At 37.4% G+C, this 20,899-nt stretch carries 19 protein-coding genes and 1 pseudogene; 9 read left to right on the top strand and 11 right to left on the bottom strand.

Annotated features, from left to right (window positions below; all coding sequences use genetic code 11):
• Positions 1-24: 24 nt before the first annotated feature.
• Both O4O04_RS16560 and O4O04_RS16555 read right to left on the bottom strand, forming a co-directional pair.
• A complete protein-coding gene (locus O4O04_RS16560) occupies positions 25-948 on the bottom strand; it encodes a patatin-like phospholipase family protein (RefSeq protein WP_272532889.1) in 924 nt (307 codons plus the stop codon).
• Positions 948-1,856 (bottom strand): FecR family protein, encoded by a 909-nt coding sequence (locus O4O04_RS16555; RefSeq protein WP_272532888.1) that lies wholly within the window; start codon positions 1,854-1,856, stop codon positions 948-950. Before O4O04_RS16555 ends, O4O04_RS16560 begins: the two co-directional genes overlap by 1 nt.
• 279 nt (positions 1,857-2,135) lie before the next feature.
• Here O4O04_RS16555 and O4O04_RS16550 point away from each other — a divergent pair, with 279 nt between their 5' ends.
• From O4O04_RS16550 to ftsZ, 3 genes and pseudogenes are all read left to right on the top strand, one after another.
• Positions 2,136-2,822: a cell division protein FtsQ/DivIB gene (locus O4O04_RS16550; RefSeq protein WP_272532887.1), complete on the top strand. Its 687-nt coding sequence runs from the start codon at positions 2,136-2,138 to the stop codon at positions 2,820-2,822.
• Positions 2,822-4,054 (top strand): cell division protein FtsA, encoded by a 1,233-nt coding sequence (ftsA, locus tag O4O04_RS16545; protein ID WP_272532886.1) that lies wholly within the window; start codon positions 2,822-2,824, stop codon positions 4,052-4,054. Before O4O04_RS16550 ends, ftsA begins: the two co-directional genes overlap by 1 nt.
• Before the next feature lie 17 nt (positions 4,055-4,071).
• Positions 4,072-5,032, top strand: a pseudogene (gene ftsZ, locus O4O04_RS16540) (cell division protein FtsZ); the annotation flags it as partial.
• Positions 5,033-5,344: 312 nt separating this feature from the next.
• On the opposite strand, the gene O4O04_RS16535 reads toward ftsZ, so the two are convergent.
• Positions 5,345-5,695, bottom strand: a complete 351-nt coding sequence (locus O4O04_RS16535) for an Hpt domain-containing protein (protein ID WP_272532884.1) — start codon at positions 5,693-5,695, stop codon at positions 5,345-5,347.
• 111 nt (positions 5,696-5,806) lie between these two features.
• Here O4O04_RS16535 and lpxA point away from each other — a divergent pair, with 111 nt between their 5' ends.
• Together lpxA and galE are read left to right on the top strand one after the other, a co-directional pair.
• Positions 5,807-6,619 (top strand): acyl-ACP--UDP-N-acetylglucosamine O-acyltransferase, encoded by an 813-nt coding sequence (lpxA, locus tag O4O04_RS16530; protein ID WP_272536127.1) that lies wholly within the window; start codon positions 5,807-5,809, stop codon positions 6,617-6,619.
• A gap of 1 nt (position 6,620) precedes the next feature.
• On the top strand, positions 6,621-7,601 hold the full coding sequence (galE, locus tag O4O04_RS16525; RefSeq protein ID WP_272536126.1) for a UDP-glucose 4-epimerase GalE: 981 nt from the start codon (positions 6,621-6,623) through the stop codon (positions 7,599-7,601).
• Positions 7,602-7,626: 25 nt separating this feature from the next.
• Here galE and O4O04_RS16520 read toward each other — a convergent pair whose 3' ends face one another.
• From O4O04_RS16520 to O4O04_RS16510, 3 genes are read right to left on the bottom strand one after another with little or no spacing between them, the layout of a single operon-like run.
• Positions 7,627-8,445: a hypothetical protein gene (locus O4O04_RS16520; protein ID WP_272532883.1), complete on the bottom strand. Its 819-nt coding sequence runs from the start codon at positions 8,443-8,445 to the stop codon at positions 7,627-7,629.
• Between the two features lie 32 nt (positions 8,446-8,477).
• Positions 8,478-9,404, bottom strand: coding sequence for an agmatine deiminase family protein (locus O4O04_RS16515; protein WP_272532882.1), 927 nt, complete (start codon positions 9,402-9,404; stop codon positions 8,478-8,480).
• Positions 9,394-10,653: an MBL fold metallo-hydrolase gene (locus tag O4O04_RS16510; RefSeq protein WP_272532881.1), complete on the bottom strand. Its 1,260-nt coding sequence runs from the start codon at positions 10,651-10,653 to the stop codon at positions 9,394-9,396. Before O4O04_RS16510 ends, O4O04_RS16515 begins: the two co-directional genes overlap by 11 nt.
• Positions 10,654-10,865: 212 nt before the next feature.
• On the opposite strand from O4O04_RS16510, the gene O4O04_RS16505 reads away from it, so the two are divergent.
• From O4O04_RS16505 to O4O04_RS16495, 3 genes are all read left to right on the top strand, one after another.
• Positions 10,866-11,600: a hypothetical protein gene (locus O4O04_RS16505; RefSeq protein WP_272532880.1), complete on the top strand. Its 735-nt coding sequence runs from the start codon at positions 10,866-10,868 to the stop codon at positions 11,598-11,600.
• 143 nt (positions 11,601-11,743) lie between these two features.
• Positions 11,744-12,097 (top strand): hypothetical protein, encoded by a 354-nt coding sequence (locus O4O04_RS16500; RefSeq protein ID WP_272532879.1) that lies wholly within the window; start codon positions 11,744-11,746, stop codon positions 12,095-12,097.
• A 1,066-nt stretch (positions 12,098-13,163) separates the two neighbouring features.
• Positions 13,164-15,428: a beta strand repeat-containing protein gene (locus O4O04_RS16495; RefSeq protein ID WP_272532878.1), complete on the top strand. Its 2,265-nt coding sequence runs from the start codon at positions 13,164-13,166 to the stop codon at positions 15,426-15,428.
• A 94-nt stretch (positions 15,429-15,522) separates the two neighbouring features.
• On the opposite strand, the gene O4O04_RS16490 is transcribed toward O4O04_RS16495, so the two are convergent.
• Positions 15,523-16,224, bottom strand: a complete 702-nt coding sequence (locus tag O4O04_RS16490) for a M15 family metallopeptidase (RefSeq protein ID WP_442915971.1) — start codon at positions 16,222-16,224, stop codon at positions 15,523-15,525.
• 197 nt (positions 16,225-16,421) lie between these two features.
• On the opposite strand from O4O04_RS16490, the gene O4O04_RS16485 reads away from it, so the two are divergent.
• Positions 16,422-16,781 carry a TIGR04452 family lipoprotein gene (locus O4O04_RS16485; RefSeq protein ID WP_272532876.1) on the top strand — a complete coding sequence of 120 codons (360 nt, stop codon included), beginning with the start codon at positions 16,422-16,424 and terminating at the stop codon, positions 16,779-16,781.
• Here the strand turns inward: O4O04_RS16485 and recG are convergent.
• From recG to O4O04_RS16465, 4 genes are read right to left on the bottom strand one after another with little or no spacing between them, the layout of a single operon-like run.
• Positions 16,778-18,853 (bottom strand): ATP-dependent DNA helicase RecG, encoded by a 2,076-nt coding sequence (gene recG / locus O4O04_RS16480; RefSeq protein ID WP_272532875.1) that lies wholly within the window; start codon positions 18,851-18,853, stop codon positions 16,778-16,780. The genes O4O04_RS16485 and recG overlap by 4 nt on opposite strands.
• A gap of 2 nt (positions 18,854-18,855) precedes the next feature.
• Entirely contained in the window at positions 18,856-19,227 is a 372-nt protein-coding gene (locus tag O4O04_RS16475) for a hypothetical protein (RefSeq protein WP_272532874.1), read from the bottom strand.
• Positions 19,227-20,228 (bottom strand): metallophosphoesterase family protein, encoded by a 1,002-nt coding sequence (locus O4O04_RS16470; protein WP_336297483.1) that lies wholly within the window; start codon positions 20,226-20,228, stop codon positions 19,227-19,229. Before O4O04_RS16470 ends, O4O04_RS16475 begins: the two co-directional genes overlap by 1 nt.
• Positions 20,225-20,899, bottom strand: a complete 675-nt coding sequence (locus O4O04_RS16465) for a hypothetical protein (RefSeq protein ID WP_272532873.1) — start codon at positions 20,897-20,899, stop codon at positions 20,225-20,227. Before O4O04_RS16465 ends, O4O04_RS16470 begins: the two co-directional genes overlap by 4 nt.

The following is a 20,899-nucleotide window of genomic DNA, read 5'->3' as shown; positions in this document are numbered from 1 at the left end:
CCAGTTTTCGGAATGCAGAAAGGCTTACAAGGAGAAAAGTGATAAAAACTGCTCAATGCCTTTTCTTGTTTCTTTGAAAGCTACAGTTCCTCTTTCGATACCGTGATTGATTGCTCTATTTAATTTTTCCTTATTGGTTGTGACAAGACCAAGCAAAGGAAAAGACGGATAGATTGCACGGATCTTTACACCTGCTGGAGGATGAACGATCATTTCTTTAGCGGAAGAGTAACGATAGTAATTTTGCGTGCTCAAAACTTTTGCAAGTTTATTGTAAAGTGGATAAGCTAGATTCGACATAAATCTACTGTAGCCTTTAGTTGATTGTGGAATTGGATTATTCATTACAACAGTAATATCTTTGTAACCTGCTTCAACAACTGCGCGAACGGGTAGCGGATCAAGGACTGCACCATCTGTATATAAATTTCCATTTAGACTAAACTTGCCCTTTGTTGCAATCGGTAAAGAAGTTGCAGCTCTAAGAAGTGAAAAAAGATTTTCTTCTGTTGCTCGAATATATTCGGGCTTCAATTTTTTTATATTGCTTACAACAATATGAAATGGGGGAAGATTCTTAAGATTGAAATTCTTTAAGGGGAGTGGGTATTTGACTTTCATCAAATAGTCTATTAGATAATTTTGATTTAACATCGGTAAGCCGAGAAAAAATTTTAGACGATTGATTAATTTTCTTCCATCGAGTTCATTTCGCCATATTTGGATAATATTTTGAAGATGTTCATCTTTTGCAGACTGAGCGGTTGCATAATAAGCAGCCGAACAGGATCCAGATGATACTGCGAGAATGACATCAAAATTACTAGCAGGACAATACTTAGCCATAACGGACAAGACTCCACCAGAAAATGATCCCTTCATGCCGCCGCCCTCTATGATGAGAGCTTTGGCATTAGAACTGTTAGCTAAAGGAAGAATTCCTTCCATTACATATCCTTAAAGCCGGATTTCAATTTCTCCAATTCAGATTTGGTTCCTTCTTGAAGCTGATCTTTTTCTTGCTTGGTTTTGTCTTTTATCTCAGCTTTTCTATCTTGAGTCTCAGACTTCATGTTATCCATAAGTTCTTGATTTTTATTTTTTTGTTCATCAATGAGTTGTTTGTTTTCTTCTCTTTTTTCTATAACTTCGTTGAGAATTTTTTGTCGCTCTTCTTGAAATTGTTGTAGAATATTTTGGATTTCGGCGCGACCTGATTCAACAATAGATCCAACAGATTGACTTTCTTCTTGGAGCTCTTGCTTTTCCGCATCATCGAGAGCAGAGACTGTAGCTTCTGCATCAACAACATTAAGTTTTTCGCCGGCTTCTATAACTTGGGACTCACCATCAATAGTTCCACCTTCAACTGAACCTTCTCCAACTAACACTTTGCTTTCTTCATTAGATTCAACTACTAAGAATTCTGTCCCACGAACTCCAGCTACAGTTGTTAAAGTTACAACTTTGATATCTCTGTTTTTGGGAAGCTTGCCAGGTGTTTTAACAAACAATTTCCCACTTGCGAGTTTTATCTGAGATTCTGATGCACCTTGCGAATCGAGTAGCAAATCACTGATAGATAATTTCGTATTCTCATATATTCGAATGACTGTTGCGTCATAGAGCAAAACGTCTAAGTGAGAGTTTGCGCCAGTTTCTATTTTATGTTCTGAGTAGAACTTTGTAACTTTTGGCTGCAAAGAAATGGATGCTCCTGTCGCATCGTAGGCCTTTACATCACCCTTGATCATAAAAGCCATTGCACCAATGCCTGGCTCAAGGTTTGCTTTGGTCTCATTAGCTTTCTTGCAAAAAGAAAACGAGAGAATAATTAAGAGTACAATTTGAAACATTTTGTTGCGCATGTGATTAAATTTTGTCAAATTCTAGGAGCGTCAAGTTATTGTTGCAATTCGCTCGGCAATTTTTCTCAAACTGATTCATCAAATCCTAAGTTTTTCGCGTAGAGGAAAAAACTCAGTTCAAATCACAAGACCCAGACAAATTTCCTTGATTTTATTCAAAAATTCCAATAATACAGGTGTTTTTTTTAAAATTTTGGCTGAAAAACTGATATGAGACATAATTCTATTGACTTGAACTGCCCTTCTCGAGATAAAAGAAGATTTAAGATGTTCAAAACTATCATGGCTGGATGCCTAATTTTCATGGGTCTGCTCAATTGGAATTGTTTGAGTGAGACGAAAATCCAGCAAGTTAACGTAGTCGGACAAGAACTTTTGCGGACTCAAGAAATTATTGCCTATTTGGATTTGGATAATAAGGATATTGACTATTCCAAAATTGATCTAGATGCTCTTGAGTTAAAATTGAAAACTCATCCCCGAATCAATTCAGCGAAAATCAATAAAAAGGAAACCATTCTTCATATAGAAGTCGATGAAACCGAACCAGCTTTAATTGTCCAGATCAACGGCAGGTTGCATGAACTAGATAGAAATTTCAATATCCTATCGACGGATGATGTGCGCTTAACAAGAAAATCAGTGTTATCTGGTGCTTTTAAGATTAATGATAATCGAGTGGAAGGGTCAAATTTTTATGCATTGTGGAAGCAGGTGGACAAAATGTTCTCAAACTTCCCATCTATAGAAGAAAGAGTGTCAGAAATTGAATTAGATCGTAATGGCGAAATCATCGCCTATGTGCATCACCCAGTTCGTGCTATCGTTTACCTAGGAAATTATATTTCAAACAAACAGACTCGTCGATTCTACGCAAGTCTTGCTTATATGGAAGCTGAAGATGTTAAAGCTCGAGTTCTTGATCTTAGAGGAGAAGACGCAGTCATCTACTGATGGAAGAAATTCAAACTATAGCAGCATTAGATCTTGGATCTTCACTTATTAAAGTTGTCATTGGACGATTTATTGATGATCATGATTTAGAAATCGTTGGAATGGGTGTCTATCCGTCTTCTGGAGTGAAGAATGGTGGCATAGTAAATATCGAAACAACTAGCAAAGGAATCATAGAAGCAATTAGTGATGCCGAACTGATGGCTGGCTGTGAAGTAAATGCTGTCCTTGTTAACATAACGGGTAAACATATTCGATCCCAGAATGAACGCGGGATCATAGCAATCACTAACAAGAACAGAGAAATTTCTGAATTGGATATCATACGAGTGATTGAAGCAGCTCAGAGCATTCATGTCCCATCGGATATGGAAGTTCTCCATGTGCTCGCACGAGAATTTCGAGTAGACGACCAATCCAATATCCGAGATCCAGTAGGTATGACAGGCGTTAGGTTAGAGTCTGAAGTTCATATAGTTACCGCTAATACAACAAATCTCAATAACATTGAGAGATGTTTGTCGACTTCTAATCTGATGCAAGTGGATCGTGTTCTCTCTTGTCTTGCGAGTTCTGAAGCAGTACTTACACAAGGAGAGAAGGATCTTGGAGTCGCAGTAGTCGATATCGGTGCAGGAATCTGTGACATTGTTGTCTATCATGATGGTGGAATTGCCTATACATCCGTCGTTCCCGTTGGCGGTTCACATATAACCAATGATATATCCATCGGACTTAAGGTTACGATTGAATCAGCAGAAGTAATTAAGAAAAGGTTTGGACATACCCAGGTGAGCATGGTTGATCCTACAGCAAAGATTGATCTACCTGCAATGAGTGGACGAAATGCACGCAGTGTCCACAATCATGAGTTGATTGAAATCATTGAACCGAGAGCAAGGGAAATTTTGGAATTTATTGATACGGAATTGATCCGATCAGGTGTCAAAGATCAGCTCGCAGGCGGAGTGATTCTCACTGGCGGTGGAAGTTTACTAGCTGGAATCGATGTGTTAGCTGAAGAAATATTTTCTTTACCAGTAGGTCGAGCAAAACCTGCAGGATTGACTGGGCTTGCGGACAAAGTGTCCTCGCCTGAATATTCTACATCTGTTGGATTGATTAAGTATGCCGCGAAAGTTCTATCTCTAGAAGAAAGGAGCGGTCGGTCAGGATCGGATAGGGAAGGATGGGCTTCGAAGGTTCGTCGTTGGATGCAAGATAATTTATAAAAAGATCGGAGAATAGAATGTTATACTTAGAAGAAGAAAGAACAAGTCCTGCTATCATTAAGGTTATTGGAGTTGGTGGTGGCGGAATGAATGCCGTTACGAGAATGGCTAATTCCCATCTCAAGGGTGTTGAGTTTATTGTTATGAATACCGATGAACAGGTGTTATTGAAATCTCCGGTCGAGAATAGATTGCAATTAGGATCAAAAGTTACCAGAGGCATGGGCGCTGGTGGAGATCCTGAACTTGGAGAAAAAGCCGCCAAAGAAGATAAAGATCGGGTGATGGCGATTTTAAAAGGTGCAGATATGGTTTTTATCACGGCAGGAATGGGTGGTGGAACTGGAACTGGTGCTGCACCCGTTATAGCTTCCATTGCAAAAGAAATGAAATGTCTAGTTGTTGGTGTTGTTACATTGCCTTTTTCTTTTGAAGGTAAAAGAAGAATGGAAAATGCCAATCAAGGTATGGATGAATTACGCAATCATGTTGATACTTTAATTACGATAAAGAACGATTCTATTTTCCAAGTTGTGGATCGATCGACTCCGATTGATCAAGCATTTCGTGTAATCGATGATATACTATTGAATGGAGTGAGAGGAATCTCCGATATCATTAACAACCCTGGTATTATCAATGTAGACTTTGCGGATGTCAAATCCATAATGAAAGATACGGGTGATGCAGTGTTAGGTGTTGGAGAAGGCACAGGCGAAAACAAAATTGTTCACGCAGTTGAATATGCAATCAATAATGCCTTACTTGAAGATACTTCAATTTCTGGAGCTAAGTCCTTGCTTGTCAATGTTACTGGCGGATCCGATCTAACGATTCATGATTGGAACGAAGTGTCTCAGATTATAACGTCTCAAGTAGATCCAGAAGCAAATATCATTATCGGTCTAAATGAAGACCCAGAATTATCTGAAACAATTCGAGTTACAGTAATCGCTACGGGTTTTCATAATCATGGATATATAAAGAAACCAATTGAAGCACCAATCAAGAAAGTAGTTGGAATGAACGAGCAACAACCCTTGACGAATAAGATGATGACAAATGTATCTTCGGTATTTTCACATAGCGCAAATGATGCGACAGATTCACATTCCAATCGAAATCAACCGAACACATTTTCACAGAATTCGATCGCAGGCAATTCTTCGAATTCAAATTCTGTAAGTTCGCAATCTAGGAATTTAAAATCAACTTCGGCTAGCAGACAGAATAATTGGGAAGAGGATTTAGAGATTCCAGCTTTTATACGTAGAAATCGCGAATAAGAATCTAGTTAATAGGAAATTTTGTATCTAATTCTGTCTGGGTTTCTATCCAGACAAGCTGAATTTTTGATGCCATATCGACACCTTGATCTGTGTTGCCTGACTTGAGGGAATTTTCGGATTCAAGCACTAGGTTGAACAATTTGTCCAGACCGAAATTGGCAGCTACTCCTTTGATTTGATGGAGTTCAAATTGTAACTTTTCATGGTCTTGGATTTGAATGGAATTCTGAATATTGATCATTCGGACTTGCATATTTTCTCGGAGAGTTCCGATCATTTCAGTGATCCAAGCTCTATCCTCTGGTTTATCTCCGTCTATTAATGCTTCTATTCGTGACCAATCAATAACCATTTTCTCTCCAACTTTTCTGACATCACATCTTACAATTGATTGAATCTATTACAAACAAAAAATAAGGAAAAAGTATTGCCTTACCGATTCAAAATTCTTGATTATGTTTCTATGAGTATTCATCCAACAGCAATCGTTCATCCTAGTGCTAAGATTCATGAATCAGCAACCATTGGTCCTTTTTGTATTGTAGAAGCTGATGTTGTAGTCGGCGAAGGAACCATTCTTGATTCAAGTGTTGTTCTTCATTCGGGTACTATTTTAGGCAAAAATAATAGAATTTTTCATGGTGCATCAATGGGTGGACTTCCGCAGGATCTTAGTTTCAAATCGGAAACTAAGACTCAGCTCATTATTGGAGACAATAATTTAATTCGTGAAGGTGCGATCATCCATCGAGGAACCAAACCAGAAACTCCAACAACTATTGGTAATAACAATTATCTAATGGGCAATATGCATCTTGCTCACGATGGTAAGATAGGTAACCACGTCATCGTTGTACAAAATACAATCCTTGCTGGCGTTGTTGATATAGGAAATTATGTATTCATATCTGGCTTGGTTGCGGTTCACCAATTCGGAAGAATAGGAGATTATTCTATGCTTGCGGGTTGCTCTAAAATTGTAAAAGATGTTCCTCCATATGTAACGATTGATGGCAATCCAGCAACGGTCATAGGATTGAATGCTGTTGGAATGAAAAGGGCAGGGATTGCACCAGAAGTTCGAAATGCAATCAAGGCAACTTATAAAGTAATCTACCATTCAGGCCTCAACACAAAACAAGCATTAGCTAAATTAAAATCAGAAAATTCACCAATTCCAGAAGTACAAAATATAATTCGATTTTTTGAAACATCCAAAAGAGGAGTGACCGATCATCGTCAGATCGGTTCAGGTAAGGATTCTTCGGATGAGTAAAATGCGCGTTCTAGTAACTGGCGGTGCTGGTTACATTGGATCCCATATTGTCCTCGAACTCAATCGTCTAAACTACGACGTTTTGATAGTAGACGATATGGAAAAAGGCAATGAGAAAAATCTTTTTCCTCAAAATGAATTTATCAAAGGCGAGATCCAAGATCCGAATGTCCTAAAGAAAGTATTTTCCAAAAAAGTGGATGCAGTATTTCATTTCGCAGCCTGGAAGGCAGCAGGTGAGTCGATGACGGATCCAGAGAAATACACTCTGAACAATCTGAACGGAACTTTCCAGCTATTGACTGCTATGGTAGATTCTGGTTGTAAAAATTTTATATTTTCTTCTTCGGCTGCCGTTTATGGAGCTCCTCAATATCTTCCCATTGATGAGAACCATCCTCTCAATCCAGAGAACTATTACGGCTATACCAAGTTATGCATTGAAGAGAATCTTAAATGGTATGATAAGCTTCGTGGTTTAAAATTTGCAGCCCTACGATATTTCAATGCGGCAGGCTACGATCCACAAGGAAGAATCTTAGGACTGGAACGAACGCCAGCAAATCTTCTTCCGATCATTATGGAAGTTGCAGTCGGCGCTCGCGAGAAACTTTCTATCTACGGCGGAGATTACGATACTCCCGACGGAACTTGCATTCGAGATTATATACATGTATCCGATCTTGCTCGTGCCCATGTACTCGCACTTGATTATATTCTTAAGCAAAAAGAATCCTTGATCGTAAATCTCGGATCAGAATCAGGATATTCTGTGACTGAGATGACAGAGCTTGCAAGAAAAATTACCGGCAAACCTATTCTTTCTGATATAGTAGAACGAAGATTAGGTGATCCAGCAAAACTTCTCGCTTCATCCGCGAAAGCCAGATCCTTGCTGAATTGGGAGCCCGAATATAGCTCTGCAGAATCATTGATCTCATCCATGTGGAAAGTCTACAAAGAAAATTTCCCGAAGTCTTGAGGGTGATCGGATCTATCGGTAAAATTTAAATATCAGATAATTCTAATATAGTTAAATCGTCTAGCTTCTTGTTGGTTTCCACCACTTTCTGGATTTTGAGGTTAAAAAATGGTTTCTTATCCGGAATAGAACGATTGATTAATTCATTGATTTTTTTTATCTTATCAATACTTCCATCTTCTTTCCAATATGTATAGTATACTTCTGGAGCTGCAATTGTTAAATTAATATTATCGAAGTTTACATCCTGTAAATTTTCCATTTCCTTTCTTATGTTTTCTTGACAATGGAAAAGTTGGATTCCATAACATAAGGCTTCAATATAAGCGAAGAAGGGAGAGTCAGTCTGGTTTTTACCTTTTTTTAGCTCGATGATTTCTAAAGCTTTTTCGGATTGATTATATCCGAGGATATCTATCTTTAACTGACCATCACTTTCGGAGGATAAAGGAATTTCATAACCAAGCGGTCGTATTTCCTTTTTGGACTCATTTCCAAGTGAAGAAAATAATCTATAACTTAATGAGTTCTCATCTATGTCAGAAATATTTGAATTCGAAACATTTTTCCTCTGTTCAGAATCTTCACGATCTAACATAAATTTTTCTTTTCGAACATCCCTCATAGGTTTAGAAAATGATTGTTCAGTATAGATTTTTAGAATTTCTTCTTTTCCGGATAGGAAGTCAACCATCTTCATCCAATGAGATTTATTGTTCCAGCCACCATAATTTGAGTTGGTATGTCTAGAATAGTACATGAATTCACCCCAATTCATATCCTTTTCTTTTATATTAACAACTAAATTGCCTTGATCTTCTATCATTAATTTAAACTCACCCATAAATATTTTCCTTTATTATATTCCCTGCTTCCCTAAAAATTTCCCACCAAACAGTTCAAAGATCCACCATACTGTGCGATCGAATCGATTGGTTGTTTGGTCGACAATACTTTTTTACCTAATCTCTGCAAAGCATTTTCATTGATGGCTCGAATCTTTTTTTCGCTTTGCTTGTAATTAGGAAAAATTATATGAGATTTTGTTTGAATAAAATTTATATAATTCCCAATACACGATGGGATTCCTTCTTTCAAATTATTTTCAGGATTATCATTATATAAACAAATAAAATTCAATTCAGTTTTTGATTCCATTATGATTTGCTTACGTATCGAATCTAAATAATTGTTTAAATCTTTTCGAGTTTTATTATATTTAGATATTACCAAGGTATTTTGATTCACGAAACGAATGGTTCCGTCGGTATGCCCTGTAATATCTCCCGGTTCAGTGGGTATGATGATCAGATTTTCAATTCCGATGCTAAGAAACAATTTTCTTATCTCGCGAGAACTAAGTTTGGGATTATCAAATAAGATTCTTTCTGTAACAATACAGGTTTTTCCATTGTGGCATAAATTTCCTCCATCTAAAACAATAGGAATTTTGATAAGAGGTATATTCGCATAGTTCGAATAGGATTTAGAAAAGTCATCACCGAGATTTATATAATCAATCTCAGAATTTCTAATATAGTTTGGTTTATAAATGAATGAAATAAATAATTTATGGAGATTATTTTGAAACGCTGGAATAGGTGCGAAATCGCGAATCCAAATATCCGGAGCCAAAATAAATTGTGGATCATACTCAACTATAGGTATTTCAGTACTTATTTCTTGAAATATAGATTGATAGACATTTTGTATTTTAACCCTCTTATAATTGCAATTAATTGGTGGAGCGATAATAAGACTCGATGATTCGTAATCTGGAATGAGGCGAATATCAAATTTCATGCCATTCTCCCTCTTTGTATGCAATTGTATTTGGGAAATATTCTTTATAACTGCTACTTGCAAAGCTATGGATCGGAATCATTGATTTGGCTGCGAAGGCTTGACCAAATCGTAACCAATCCTTTGGATAAACATGTCCAGACGTGTGTATGGAAATTTTTGTAATATTATTTCTTTCAATCAAGGATTTAAAATATCTATTACTTTCTCTTTCCCAATATCCTTCCCATAAGGAATATATAAATTTAGCATTCACGAATAGACTCTCATTCTTTATAAAGTCCTTAAGCATACTTGGACGAAATATTAGAACTTTATTATTTGGGAAATTGATTAACTGTTCTAAGTAAATTCTATTTTTGGAATGGAGTGTCAGATCTGAAAATAAATTTGCGCTTATTACTTTATATCTTTGATGTCTAGTAAGATACAGTTCTATTCCATCCCAGTGTGATTGTGGGATCGAAGTGGAACCTGTAGCTTTTAGAATCATGGCAGTATACAAATCAATGACGAGCTTTTTGCCTGCTTTTCTGCAAGCTTTATAAATGGTAACAATTCTATCAATGTTCTGCGAGGATGTCTGGATCAGAGTGATCCCTTTCGATGTTTTGATTACATCGTAAAAGGATTCTAGTAAATCATCTTCTGTAGTTTCTCTTCGATCCTTTTTTGACTCCGAAATATTTGTTCCTTCCATGAGAAGTAGATCTATATTAGTTGGTGGTGCTTGAATCAAAGATTCCATCATCTTAGATTTCTTTCCGTGTAGGCGGAAATCTCCGGTGTAAAAGATCCGTTTTCCTTCTGATTCAATCAACAATGAATATGAGTCAAATGCCGAATGGTCAACGAGATATGGTGTAATTTTAAAATTCCCTATTGTAAATTCTTTTCGATGTTCGAATTCAAATTTTATCTTAGGTACTACCCATTGATCGATTTTAAAAAATCTTGCAGAATTTAATATATTCCAAGCATTCTTTCCCATCCCCAAAGGTATTTCTGGATTTACATACTTCAACAATCCATAATGATCAATATGCGGATGAGAAATGAGTATAGCTAATAGATTATGTAATGATCCATTCAATCCATCGATTGCCGGTAAGTAATGTTTATAATCATTGCCAAGTTTTTCGGCTTCTAGCGGTAACCCAATATCTAGAATAATTCTTTCTCCGTTCGATTCTACCTCGATGCAATTTCCTCCAATTTCATTGGCACCTCTATGGATTCGTATTTTCATATTTCTCTCCTAAGGATGACCATTGGTTATAGGTGGAAGAATATGTCAACAAACTATCAACTAATAGTAATTATATTAAAAATATATTATTATAATTAAATATAATCAAGGAATTGAAAAAATTTCTCAAAATTGGAAAAAAAATTCTAAAACCGCTGAATTATTAGGCTCCGTATACGTATATGTATGTAGAGAAAAGGGGAATTAAATCAGTGAAAGAATTTAAAGAAAAGAGCAAATTACGAGATGAGATCTTAGATGCGATTCAAAATGGAAGATTTAGTAGAGCAACCGCTCTGATGATAAATATTAATTATCTATTAATTATTATTAAAAGAAGAGGTGAAAAATTAAGAAGTAAGTCCAATGTTTGCATTCAAATTTCTAGAAAAACTATAAGAGAATTAGAGAAGCTGGAACTATTGACAAATGACCTATCTGATGCTATTCGAATAAAAGAATCCGATTATATGGATAATGGTATGATATTAGATTCTTTGATCGAGGAGGATTTGAACTCTTATAATCAGGACGGAAACTCAATTCTATTCTCAGCATTGAAATCTCAAGATATCACTAGCTGGTTAATATCACTCTATGATCAAAAAATAGCAGAGGGAATGGATTTATTTTTTAATGAGCTCCAGAGAAATATGGTTAATGAGATTTTCCAGTACAAATTGTATCTGCAAGGAAATTCGAAATTAAGAGAATTTTATGTTGGAGAGAATAATTGTAAGCTCATTCTTACAACTTATAAAAATGAAAAATCTCAAACACTAATTCATCTTGCAGCTATGAATCGAGATTTGGAGCTTTTTGAGGATTGTTTAGATTATCTGAATTTGAATCCTCTAGAGGAAGATGATTTTGGAAATACTGCTTTAGACTATCTTACTCCTGAAGATATAGAATTCCATAATGCTCTTAGTAGATTTGGTTTATAATTTTGGAAAATGAAATAGGTTCAATTTATTTTATCTTAATGACTATTGGTTTGTTCATTTCTTTAATAATCTATAGTTGGAATATTTATTTTCTTAATCCTTTCTTGATAATACTCAATTCCTATAGTATGTTGAACTGTATAATGTGGATTAACTTGCTTTCAAAAGATGATATTATTGGACTTCAATATCTAATCCAAGAAACAGAATTAATTGATATTTATAGCTATATATTACACCGAAAATCCAGGAAATCTTTTTATTCAATTTGGAAGAATATCGAAGTTTTTATCATGAAATCAATTAATATCGCGATCAGTGGATTCTTATATATGCCAAAGATTAAATCAGAAATTTTAAATTTCAGTTTTTTTGATAAAAGAATTTGTAAACTAAATAATGAAATTGAGAAACTCCAGTTTCAAAATGCTAAATTGCGATCTGAATTGTTAATTCTTGGAAAAGAAAATTCAGATGATATAGATATAAATTCCTAGTTTTGGAATTTTCGTAAAATATAACAATTAGAGGAAAACGGAGATCAAGAAAATGAATAAGTGTGGAAATTGCAAAACAACTATTAGCCTCGTATATCATAGAGTAAATTGTGAGAAATGCGGATTCTCAGGATGCGAGAGATGCGCTAGCCAAGCTAAGTCAAGTTGAATTTGTCCCAAATGTAAGAAGACTGGTTTGCGATCAATAAAATAGTGAGTGTTAAGGCGTTTGTTTTCCTGATAGATTAATCAATTTAGAAATTTCAAGCGGTGAGATCTACAACTGCCTTAACCGATCCAGTTACCGCCTGTGGTTCAACCCCACATGCGTGGAGAATTCGAGATTTTACTTAAAGGGAATACGTTCACTGGGAGCAATTTTATCAGACCAACTATAAATTCTGGATTGGTTCACTGAAAATGCTGAATTTATAGAAAGAATCGATAAATTTACATCATAAGAATTTGATGAAAACAATAATATTTTAATTTTCCCCTAACTCTTATATAACATCGCCAAACATCTATTAAATTGTGATGTCAATGCTCTATATATTTTTTGCAATTGGAACTTTAAGCCCATTTAGGCATCACTTATTTTCATTTTATTTCTAAAATTTATCTTGTAATCCAATAATAAAGCTTTCGTATCCTTTCAAGTATGTAGCTAAACATAATCCGCTAGTATATATTTTGTAAAAAGTTGAAATTATGAGTTTCAATTTATCTTTCAGCTAAGCTTAATCTCTTAGATTTTTGAATATTTGCTTTTCATTTGTTGAATATTAATCGTAATATTTTATCAATGAACTTCATCCAAAATACTAGAGTTTTTGATGAATTTATTTTAGGATAAATAATCGAAGTATTGTATTCTAATATACGATGTTCTTTCTTATGGAAGTAGAAAATTCCATATTTTTATAAAAATATTGTCGACTTTCTTGACAAGCTACATATATTTTGGGAGATCTTGCAAATATTAGGTTTTCATTTTTTTTATGGAGGCTGGATTTTGAATTGCTCCAAACATTTTCCTATCAAGCCGCAGGTTCAAAAGTAACCGATGAAGCCTAACCTTATTATTTCCGTTTGCGTCGTTTCTGCCTTTTTGCAAATGTTCTCGTGCAAGGCAGAAAATCTCGACAATCCATGTGATCCAAATTCGAAATCCTTTACGGAAACTATTTTACTAAAGGTTCTACTCGGTGATACTCAGTTTTTCTGTGGAATCGGATCTAACTCAAATGCTGAAACTACCACTAATCCTGATTCCAGCTCTGAAGATTCTGAGACGGAAAGCAATTGGTGGATCACAAATGGGACTGTAAATGCAATAGTGAAATCTGACAACATTCTATATATCGGAGGTGAATTCACGGTCGTCGGTCCCAATATCGGCTCGGGCGCAAATATTGATATGACAAGCGGAGAAGTAAAACCTAAATCTAGTTGTCCTTTTACTCAAAGCAATGGAACGATCGAAGCAGTTGCGTCGGATGGAAATGGAGGGTTTTACATTGGCGGGAATTTTACTGTCGTTCAGTCTCAACCGAGGTCAAATATTGCTCGATTGAGACCAGATTGTACATTAGATCCTGCATGGAATGCCAATGCAAATAGCACTGTTTTATCCCTTGTTGTGAGCGGAACTACGGTCTACGCTGGGGGAGCATTTACAACAATCGGAGGATCAGCACGCAATCGTATTGCGGCTCTCGATGCCTCCACGGGGCTCGCTACAGCCTGGAACCCGAATGCGAGTGCAGATGTGAGAGCCCTAGTGGTAAGCGGATCAACAGTCTATGCTGGTGGAGACTTTACCACAATTGGAGGATCGGCTCGGAATCGAATCGCTGCCCTCGATGTTACAACAGGGCTTGCAACTGCTTGGAATCCCGATGCTGATGCCTCCTTAAGAACTCTCGCTGTGAATGGATCTATAGTCTACGCAGGTGGAGACTTTACCATAATTGGCGGAGCAGCGCGAAATAGCATTGCGGCTCTGGATGCTACAACAGGGATTGCAACAGCTTGGAACCCTGACTCGAGCGCAGACGTAAGATCCCTTGCATTAAGCGGATCAGTAGTTTACGCAGGGGGGCGTTTTACCACAATAGGTGGATCTGCTCGAAATTACATTGCGGCTCTGGATGCAACAACGGGGCTTGCGACTGCCTGGAACCCTGATTCGAATAACTATGTATTGTCCTTAGCTATAAGTGGCGTAACAGTCTACGCGGGTGGAATCTTTACAACAATCGGTGGTTCAACGAGAAATCATATCGCCGCTATTGATGCCACTACCGGACTTGCAACTGCTTGGAACCCTAATGCAAGTGATGGAGTTTCGTCCTTGTCTGTGAGCGGCTCGACAATTTATGCAGGAGGTTCCTTTACAACGATGGGAGGTTCCACGAGAAACCGTATTGCCGCCCTCGATGTAACCACCGGGCTTGCAACTGCTTGGAACCCTGATGCGAATATCGCAGTTGATTTCCTTACTGTGAGCGGATCTACGATTTATGCAGGAGGTTCCTTTACCACAATCGGAGGTTCTGTGAGAAATCGTATTGCCGCACTCGATGCGACAACAGGACTCGCTACAGCATGGAACCCCAATTCAAGCAGCAACGTTTATTCCCTTTTTGTCAATGGTTCTACGGTCTATGTGGGGGGAGCATTTACAACAATCGGAGGATCAGCACGCAATCGTATTGCGGCTCTCGATGCCACCACGGGGCTCGCTACAGCCTGGAACCCTGATGCAAGTGGCAACGTTTTTTCCTTAGCTGTGATCGGCTCAACAGTTTACGCTGGTGGAGATTTTGCAACAATCGGAGGATCCGCAAGGAGTCGCATCGCCGCCCTTGATGCGACTACTGGGCTTGCATCTGCCTGGAACCCGAATGCGAGTGCTTCTGTTAGATCCTTAGCTGTGATCGGCTCCACAGTCTACGCAAGCGGAATCTTTACCACAATAGGAGGATCAGCGCGCAATCGTATTGCTGCCCTCGATGCCACCACGGGGCTTGCTACAGCCTGGAACCCCAATGCAAGTGGCAACGTTTTTTCCTTAGCTTTTAGTGGCTCAACAGTCTACGCAGGTGGAGCCTTTACTACAATTGGTGGTTCAACTAGAAATTATATTGCCGCACTTGATGCCACTACCGGACTTGCAACTGTCTGGAATCCGAATGCAAATGCTTCGGTGAAATCCCTTGTTGTGAACGATTCCATTATCTATGCAGGCGGAGAATTTAGCACGATGGGTGGATCTACTCGAAATCGTATTGCCCCTCTTGACATTTCTACTGGAATTGCGAAGTAGGTAGGCTTGGAAAAATAATTTTCTTTTGCTCTAATAGTAAACTAGCGATCAACGCCAGCTCCCGATAAATCTTTTCATATTAGAAATTTATTTCTTACTGGCATTCCAATGCAACGGAGGAAACGTAATCTAATGCGCGATCTCCGAGCACATCGGAACCTTTGTAGTCAGACATTTTGATGTTTCCACTTTTGAATTCTTGAATCCAAAGATTTCTGAGTTCACTTGCTAAGGGTCTATAAGACCAATGCCATTTTTCCTCATGGTATCCAACTCCATTTCTCAAGGAGAGAGAATTGTAAGGCTGGCAGAAACCAAATCTAGATGCATTTTTAGTCATCCACGAATACAATTCGTAACCTTTTCCTCCCTTTTCAAAGTATCCATTATCAAGGGAATTTATATCGAAATCTGTGCCCCAATGATGTCTGGATGTTCCTGGTGCACTGGAAAATTCTAGAATTAAGTCAATAATTTCTTTCGGAGTCTTGCCTTTGATTGGTTCTCGCATGGGTTTAGAGCCTGTGTATTTTGATTCCCAGATCGCTTTCTGGTGCTTATAGTTTCGAAAACTCGAAACAATAAACATCGTCTGTTTGTAGTTAGGGCTTTTTTCTTTCTCAAATGCTGTAAGCATTTCAATCCATTTATTATAAACTTCGGGGATTAGTCCATGAATTCGTGTATCACCTGGATTTTGGAATTCTCGCAAGGTATTTTTGCTTTCAAATTTTCCTTGAAGAAAATTTGTCTTACTGCCTGCCTTTTGGAATAAATTCTGTAATGCAACTGCAATATTTTTTTTGGAATTTTTTTCCTGAAGTGGGTTTGTCTCCACTGAACAGTAATTATTGATTAAGATTAAAAATATGACTAAATATGTTCGCGAATTTTGAGAGCCTTTCATCTAAATAAATCCTAAATGTTTTTTTTGACTTTAAAATATTCGTGGATTATTGACTACTTGTAAAAATAGACGAGGTCAAAATTATTATGAAAAAAATACTAGGTTTTATGTTGGTGATGTTTATCGCAACAAATTGTATACTCTTGGACACAATTAATATCACATATCCATGGGATGGTGTTATCAAAGGAGATGCTGCCAAGGATCAGATTTTTACTAGTGCATTGATTGGTGCTGCAGCTGAGATAGATGGCAACAATGCAGATGATATCATCGTAATTCTAACGGATCAGTTGACTGGAATCAATGACGATCGCTATTACGAGAAAACGGATATCGATGAATGTGCAAATGATGCCTTAATCATCAATCTAGTTACCGCTGATATCGGTGGATATACTTGCAACGCAAGAGAAAGGAAATTAATTATTGATCCAATAATTTAATTTCTAAATAGAATTCTGCCCTCTTGGAAGCGAGATTTAATCTCCTCGCGTTCAAGTGGGCCAGGTTCTCCGAAACGCAGAGCATCAGCTCTCGCATCTTGAAACAATCCTTCATCTGATTGAATATCAGCAATTTTGAATTCAGGCAAACCTGATTGACGAAGCCCCAATAATTCTCCAGGTCCTCGAAGTTTGAGATCCACTTCAGATAATTTAAAACCATCTTCCGTCTCCGTAAGCGCAGTCAATCTTTCTTTGCCGATCATGGATATATGTTTACCTGTCAATAGAATACAGAAACTCTTATGACTTCCTCGACCAACTCGTCCTCTCAATTGGTGCAATTGGCTGAGTCCAAATCTGTCCGCATGTTCGACAACAAGAACGCTCGCATTGGGAACATCCACTCCCACTTCGACAACAGTTGTCGTTACGAGAATATTGATTTTTCCATTCTTGAAATCGTCCATTACTGCGGCCTTTTCTTGATTTTTCATTTTGCCATGAAGTAAACCAATCTCTAGATCAGGAAAAATTTCTTTACGCAGCAATTCATAGGATTGAATGCAAGAATTGAGATCCAATTTTTCTGATTCTTCAACCAAAGGATAGACAATATAACATTGTCTTCCTTGGCTTACATACTTACGAATGGATTTATAAACACCTTCTCTCTTGTCATCGAAAAACCAATGCGTATCAATGGGTTGTCGTCCTGCAGGTTTGTTGGGAATCGTGATCAGATCTAGATCCCCATAAAGAGTGAGTGATAGAGTTCTTGGTATCGGCGTTGCTGTCATCGCTATCACATCTGGATTTTTGCCTTTGGAGCGAATATTCTCTCTCTGTTCTACACCAAATTTATGTTGCTCATCAATAATCACCAAACCCATCTCATGAAAAGTTACATCATCTTGAAAAAGACTATGAGTTCCAACAATGATTAAACTTTCACCCGTTTTGATTCGATACAATTTTTCCGCTCTGGGTTTTTTGGGTTCTCCACCTAATAGTAGTTCGATGCCAAGAAATGGTAAATTGCCCATATATTTGGAAATAGATTGGTAATGTTGTCTTGCAAGTATCTCCGTTGGAGCAAGGAAAACAACTTGAATATTATTATCAGTATAATGTAGAGCTAGACTTAGAGCAGTGAGTGTTTTACCTGAGCCGACATCCCCTTGGAGAAGACAAGCCATTGGAAGATCGAATGAAGTCAGAGATTTGATTTTTTCTATCGCATTCTTCTGGTCTATTGTCAGTTCGAACGGTAGATTGCTTAACAGTGTCTTACTCGACTGCGACGTCGGTAATGGCCAAAGTTGTCGCTTGATTCTTTTGCGAAGCTGCATCTTGTGGATGAGTAGCAATTGGAAATAGAATATCTCTTCGTACTTTAATCTAACGGACGCTATCTGCCACTGCTCATCAGATTCAGGAAAATGAATATTCCTTAAGGCAGATGCGCGATCAATAAGATTTCTCTTCTTGAGTAGAGTAGAATCTAGAATTTCTGGAATCTTGATATCGGATTCAATAACTTGTCCGATTGCACGACGAAATCCTCTAGAATCCATTCCTTCCTTTTTGAGAGACTCCGAAGATGGATAGAGCGGTATAATTCTACCTGTATGCAATAGATGCTTGGTGTCTGCTTCATCTGGATCTGCATCCAATATTTCAAAATCAGGATGCACGATTTGAAATCCTCTGAAGAATTCCAATTTTCCTGTTACGGCAAGATTGCGATCCTTAATCATTTGCTTTTGGAAAAAGTTCGCACCCTTAAAGAAAACCAATTGGATTTTTTCATTGTTCTTCGTGCGAAATCCGACAACCAATCTTGTTTTTTTGCCGTGGGCAAGATAAGAATCGGTTACTGTTCCAAGAAGGGTGACCACTTCACCTTGCTTTAGGATGATATTTTCAGTTATATTACGATCTAAGTATCTTCTAGGAAAATAATATAGTAAATCTTTAATATTCGTAAGTCCGATGCTAGTTAATACATCAGCTTTTTTTGTACCTATTCCCTTAATATAAGTTAAAGGAGAATTGAAATCCAAGGACATGACTATAAATCTTCCATCGGTCGAGGCTGTCTCTGGATTCCTTCTGAATTGGCTTCACCCAAGTAGCAATATTTGCAACCATAGATATGAGCCTGCCTTTTGCCTTCCGAATTCGTATATTCGGATATTGCAGCATACAGATATTCATCTTTTTTGAGAAAAGTTCCGCAAGCTGGACAGATTCGTGGTCTCTGAACATTGGGATCCCATTCTTTGCTATAGATTTTTTTGGGATCGGCTGCTCGGAATTTGTTCTCTTCTGCTTCTCTCTGTGAAGACGAACGATCCATATTTTTATTATCATAGGCTGATAACATATATAGAAAAAAGGCAACAGTAGCTAGAACCGCAGATAGGGTAAGAAATGTAATCACTACTTCCTCACGAAAGCGGCAGGATCTACATCATTCTCATCATAGGTTTTGGTGATCTCCAGACCGTGTTCTTCATTTACAACTTCAATCAATTTGAATGGTTTTTTATCTATAACCCGCATTAGGTTTACATTTTGGACTCTTCGATTTTCAATAAAAATTTCTGCATAGTATCCGCCATGCTGAAAACCAGCAATTGAGTCTACGGCTCCAAAATTAGAAGGATTGACGAACACAGTGTTCTTCTTGCGTTGAACTCCTTGGTCTTCATGAACATGGCCTGAGACAACAAGAATAGGATCATAATCGTCCAGATATCTTCGTATACCTTGAGATCCAACATTTCCTACTCCGGGGATCTTATCAAAATAACCAAATGCAGGATTGTGGATTACGCATATATCTGGTTTCTCTTCTTCGAAAAATTCTTCGGGTTCGCTATAATTTTTTCCATTGCGGATATACTCATGAAATACAACGGCAAGTTTTTCTGGAATTCCCGATGTTGCAATTGGTGCTCCACCATATCCGCTGAGTTTAAATCCTTTGAAGTCAAATGACTTTCTATGTAGATCTCTTTCGTAGAGTGCTGTGTATTGCAAATCAATATCGTAGTTGCCTGGTAAGGCGAAGACTTGTGACTTCCCATATTTCTGAATGAGTGCTTCAATGAGTCCGTATTTTTCTTTCATTGTCTTAGCAGCTAACTGAAATAAGTCTCTATAGAGATAGGCTTTCTTGACTTGCTCAGGAGTGTATTTATTGGGGAATCGAATCACTCGAGTTGCAAAATCATATGGCTTAAGGTCGGCTAAGTTGCCTGTGAGGTATCCATAGAATTCTTCTTGAAGACCACAGAAATCTATAATTCGATCATCCGAAAAAAATGCCTTATATATGATATCACCAGAGAATAAATATAAATCTGCTTCAGTCTCAGTCAGAATTGTCTTGAGACCTTGCAATCCATCGTGGATGTCGGTGAGATAAATGATTTTCACGATATGATATCCATAAATCCGTCACCAGTATATTCAATTTTTATATATTGTGGACCTAGTAAATCCATAAGTGGTTTGAGAATTGTTCCTGAACGCAATTGAAATACCACAGTTCCATCTGTTGGCTGTGCTGATACAACGTTAATTTTTCCTGCAAGACTGGGAACTTGTTCTAGAAAGTAATTAAGGTTAAATAGCACTTCCCATTGAATGGGAGTCAATCTAAGGACATTTGGAAATCCATTTACGATGGTGTTCAAAATTCTCCTTTTATGAATGGGATCGAAGCGAGAAAAGAATCGAACCAGATCCCATTTTTTTCTACCTGGATTGTCCAGCGAATAGGAAGTGAATTTGAATCTTACAACATTTCCATCCAATGAGACTACTTTCAATTTTGCTTGGTAATGAATCAACCGAATCCTTAAGAATTTTGCCCAGAAATAGCTTGTTGGATCGTATTCACCTTCTAATATAACTTCTCCATTATGAGAGCTGAGACGTAGATTGAGTAGATCTTTGCGTTTATCGACGATTTTCTTACGAACAACATGGGAAATATTGTTCAGAAACAAAGTGACCTTGTAATTGCTCTTCATTCCAGGAAGTGAGTTGGTTGTCTCCCAGAGCAATCGAACCGGATTCAATTTCCAGAGGTCATTTAAAATCAT

Origin of the sequence: Leptospira sp. GIMC2001 (assembly GCF_028462125.1) — a bacterium.
Lineage (GTDB): Bacteria > Spirochaetota > Leptospiria > Leptospirales > Leptospiraceae.
Note: the sequence above shows the minus strand (reverse complement) of the source record. Positions and strands in the feature narration are given on the sequence as shown.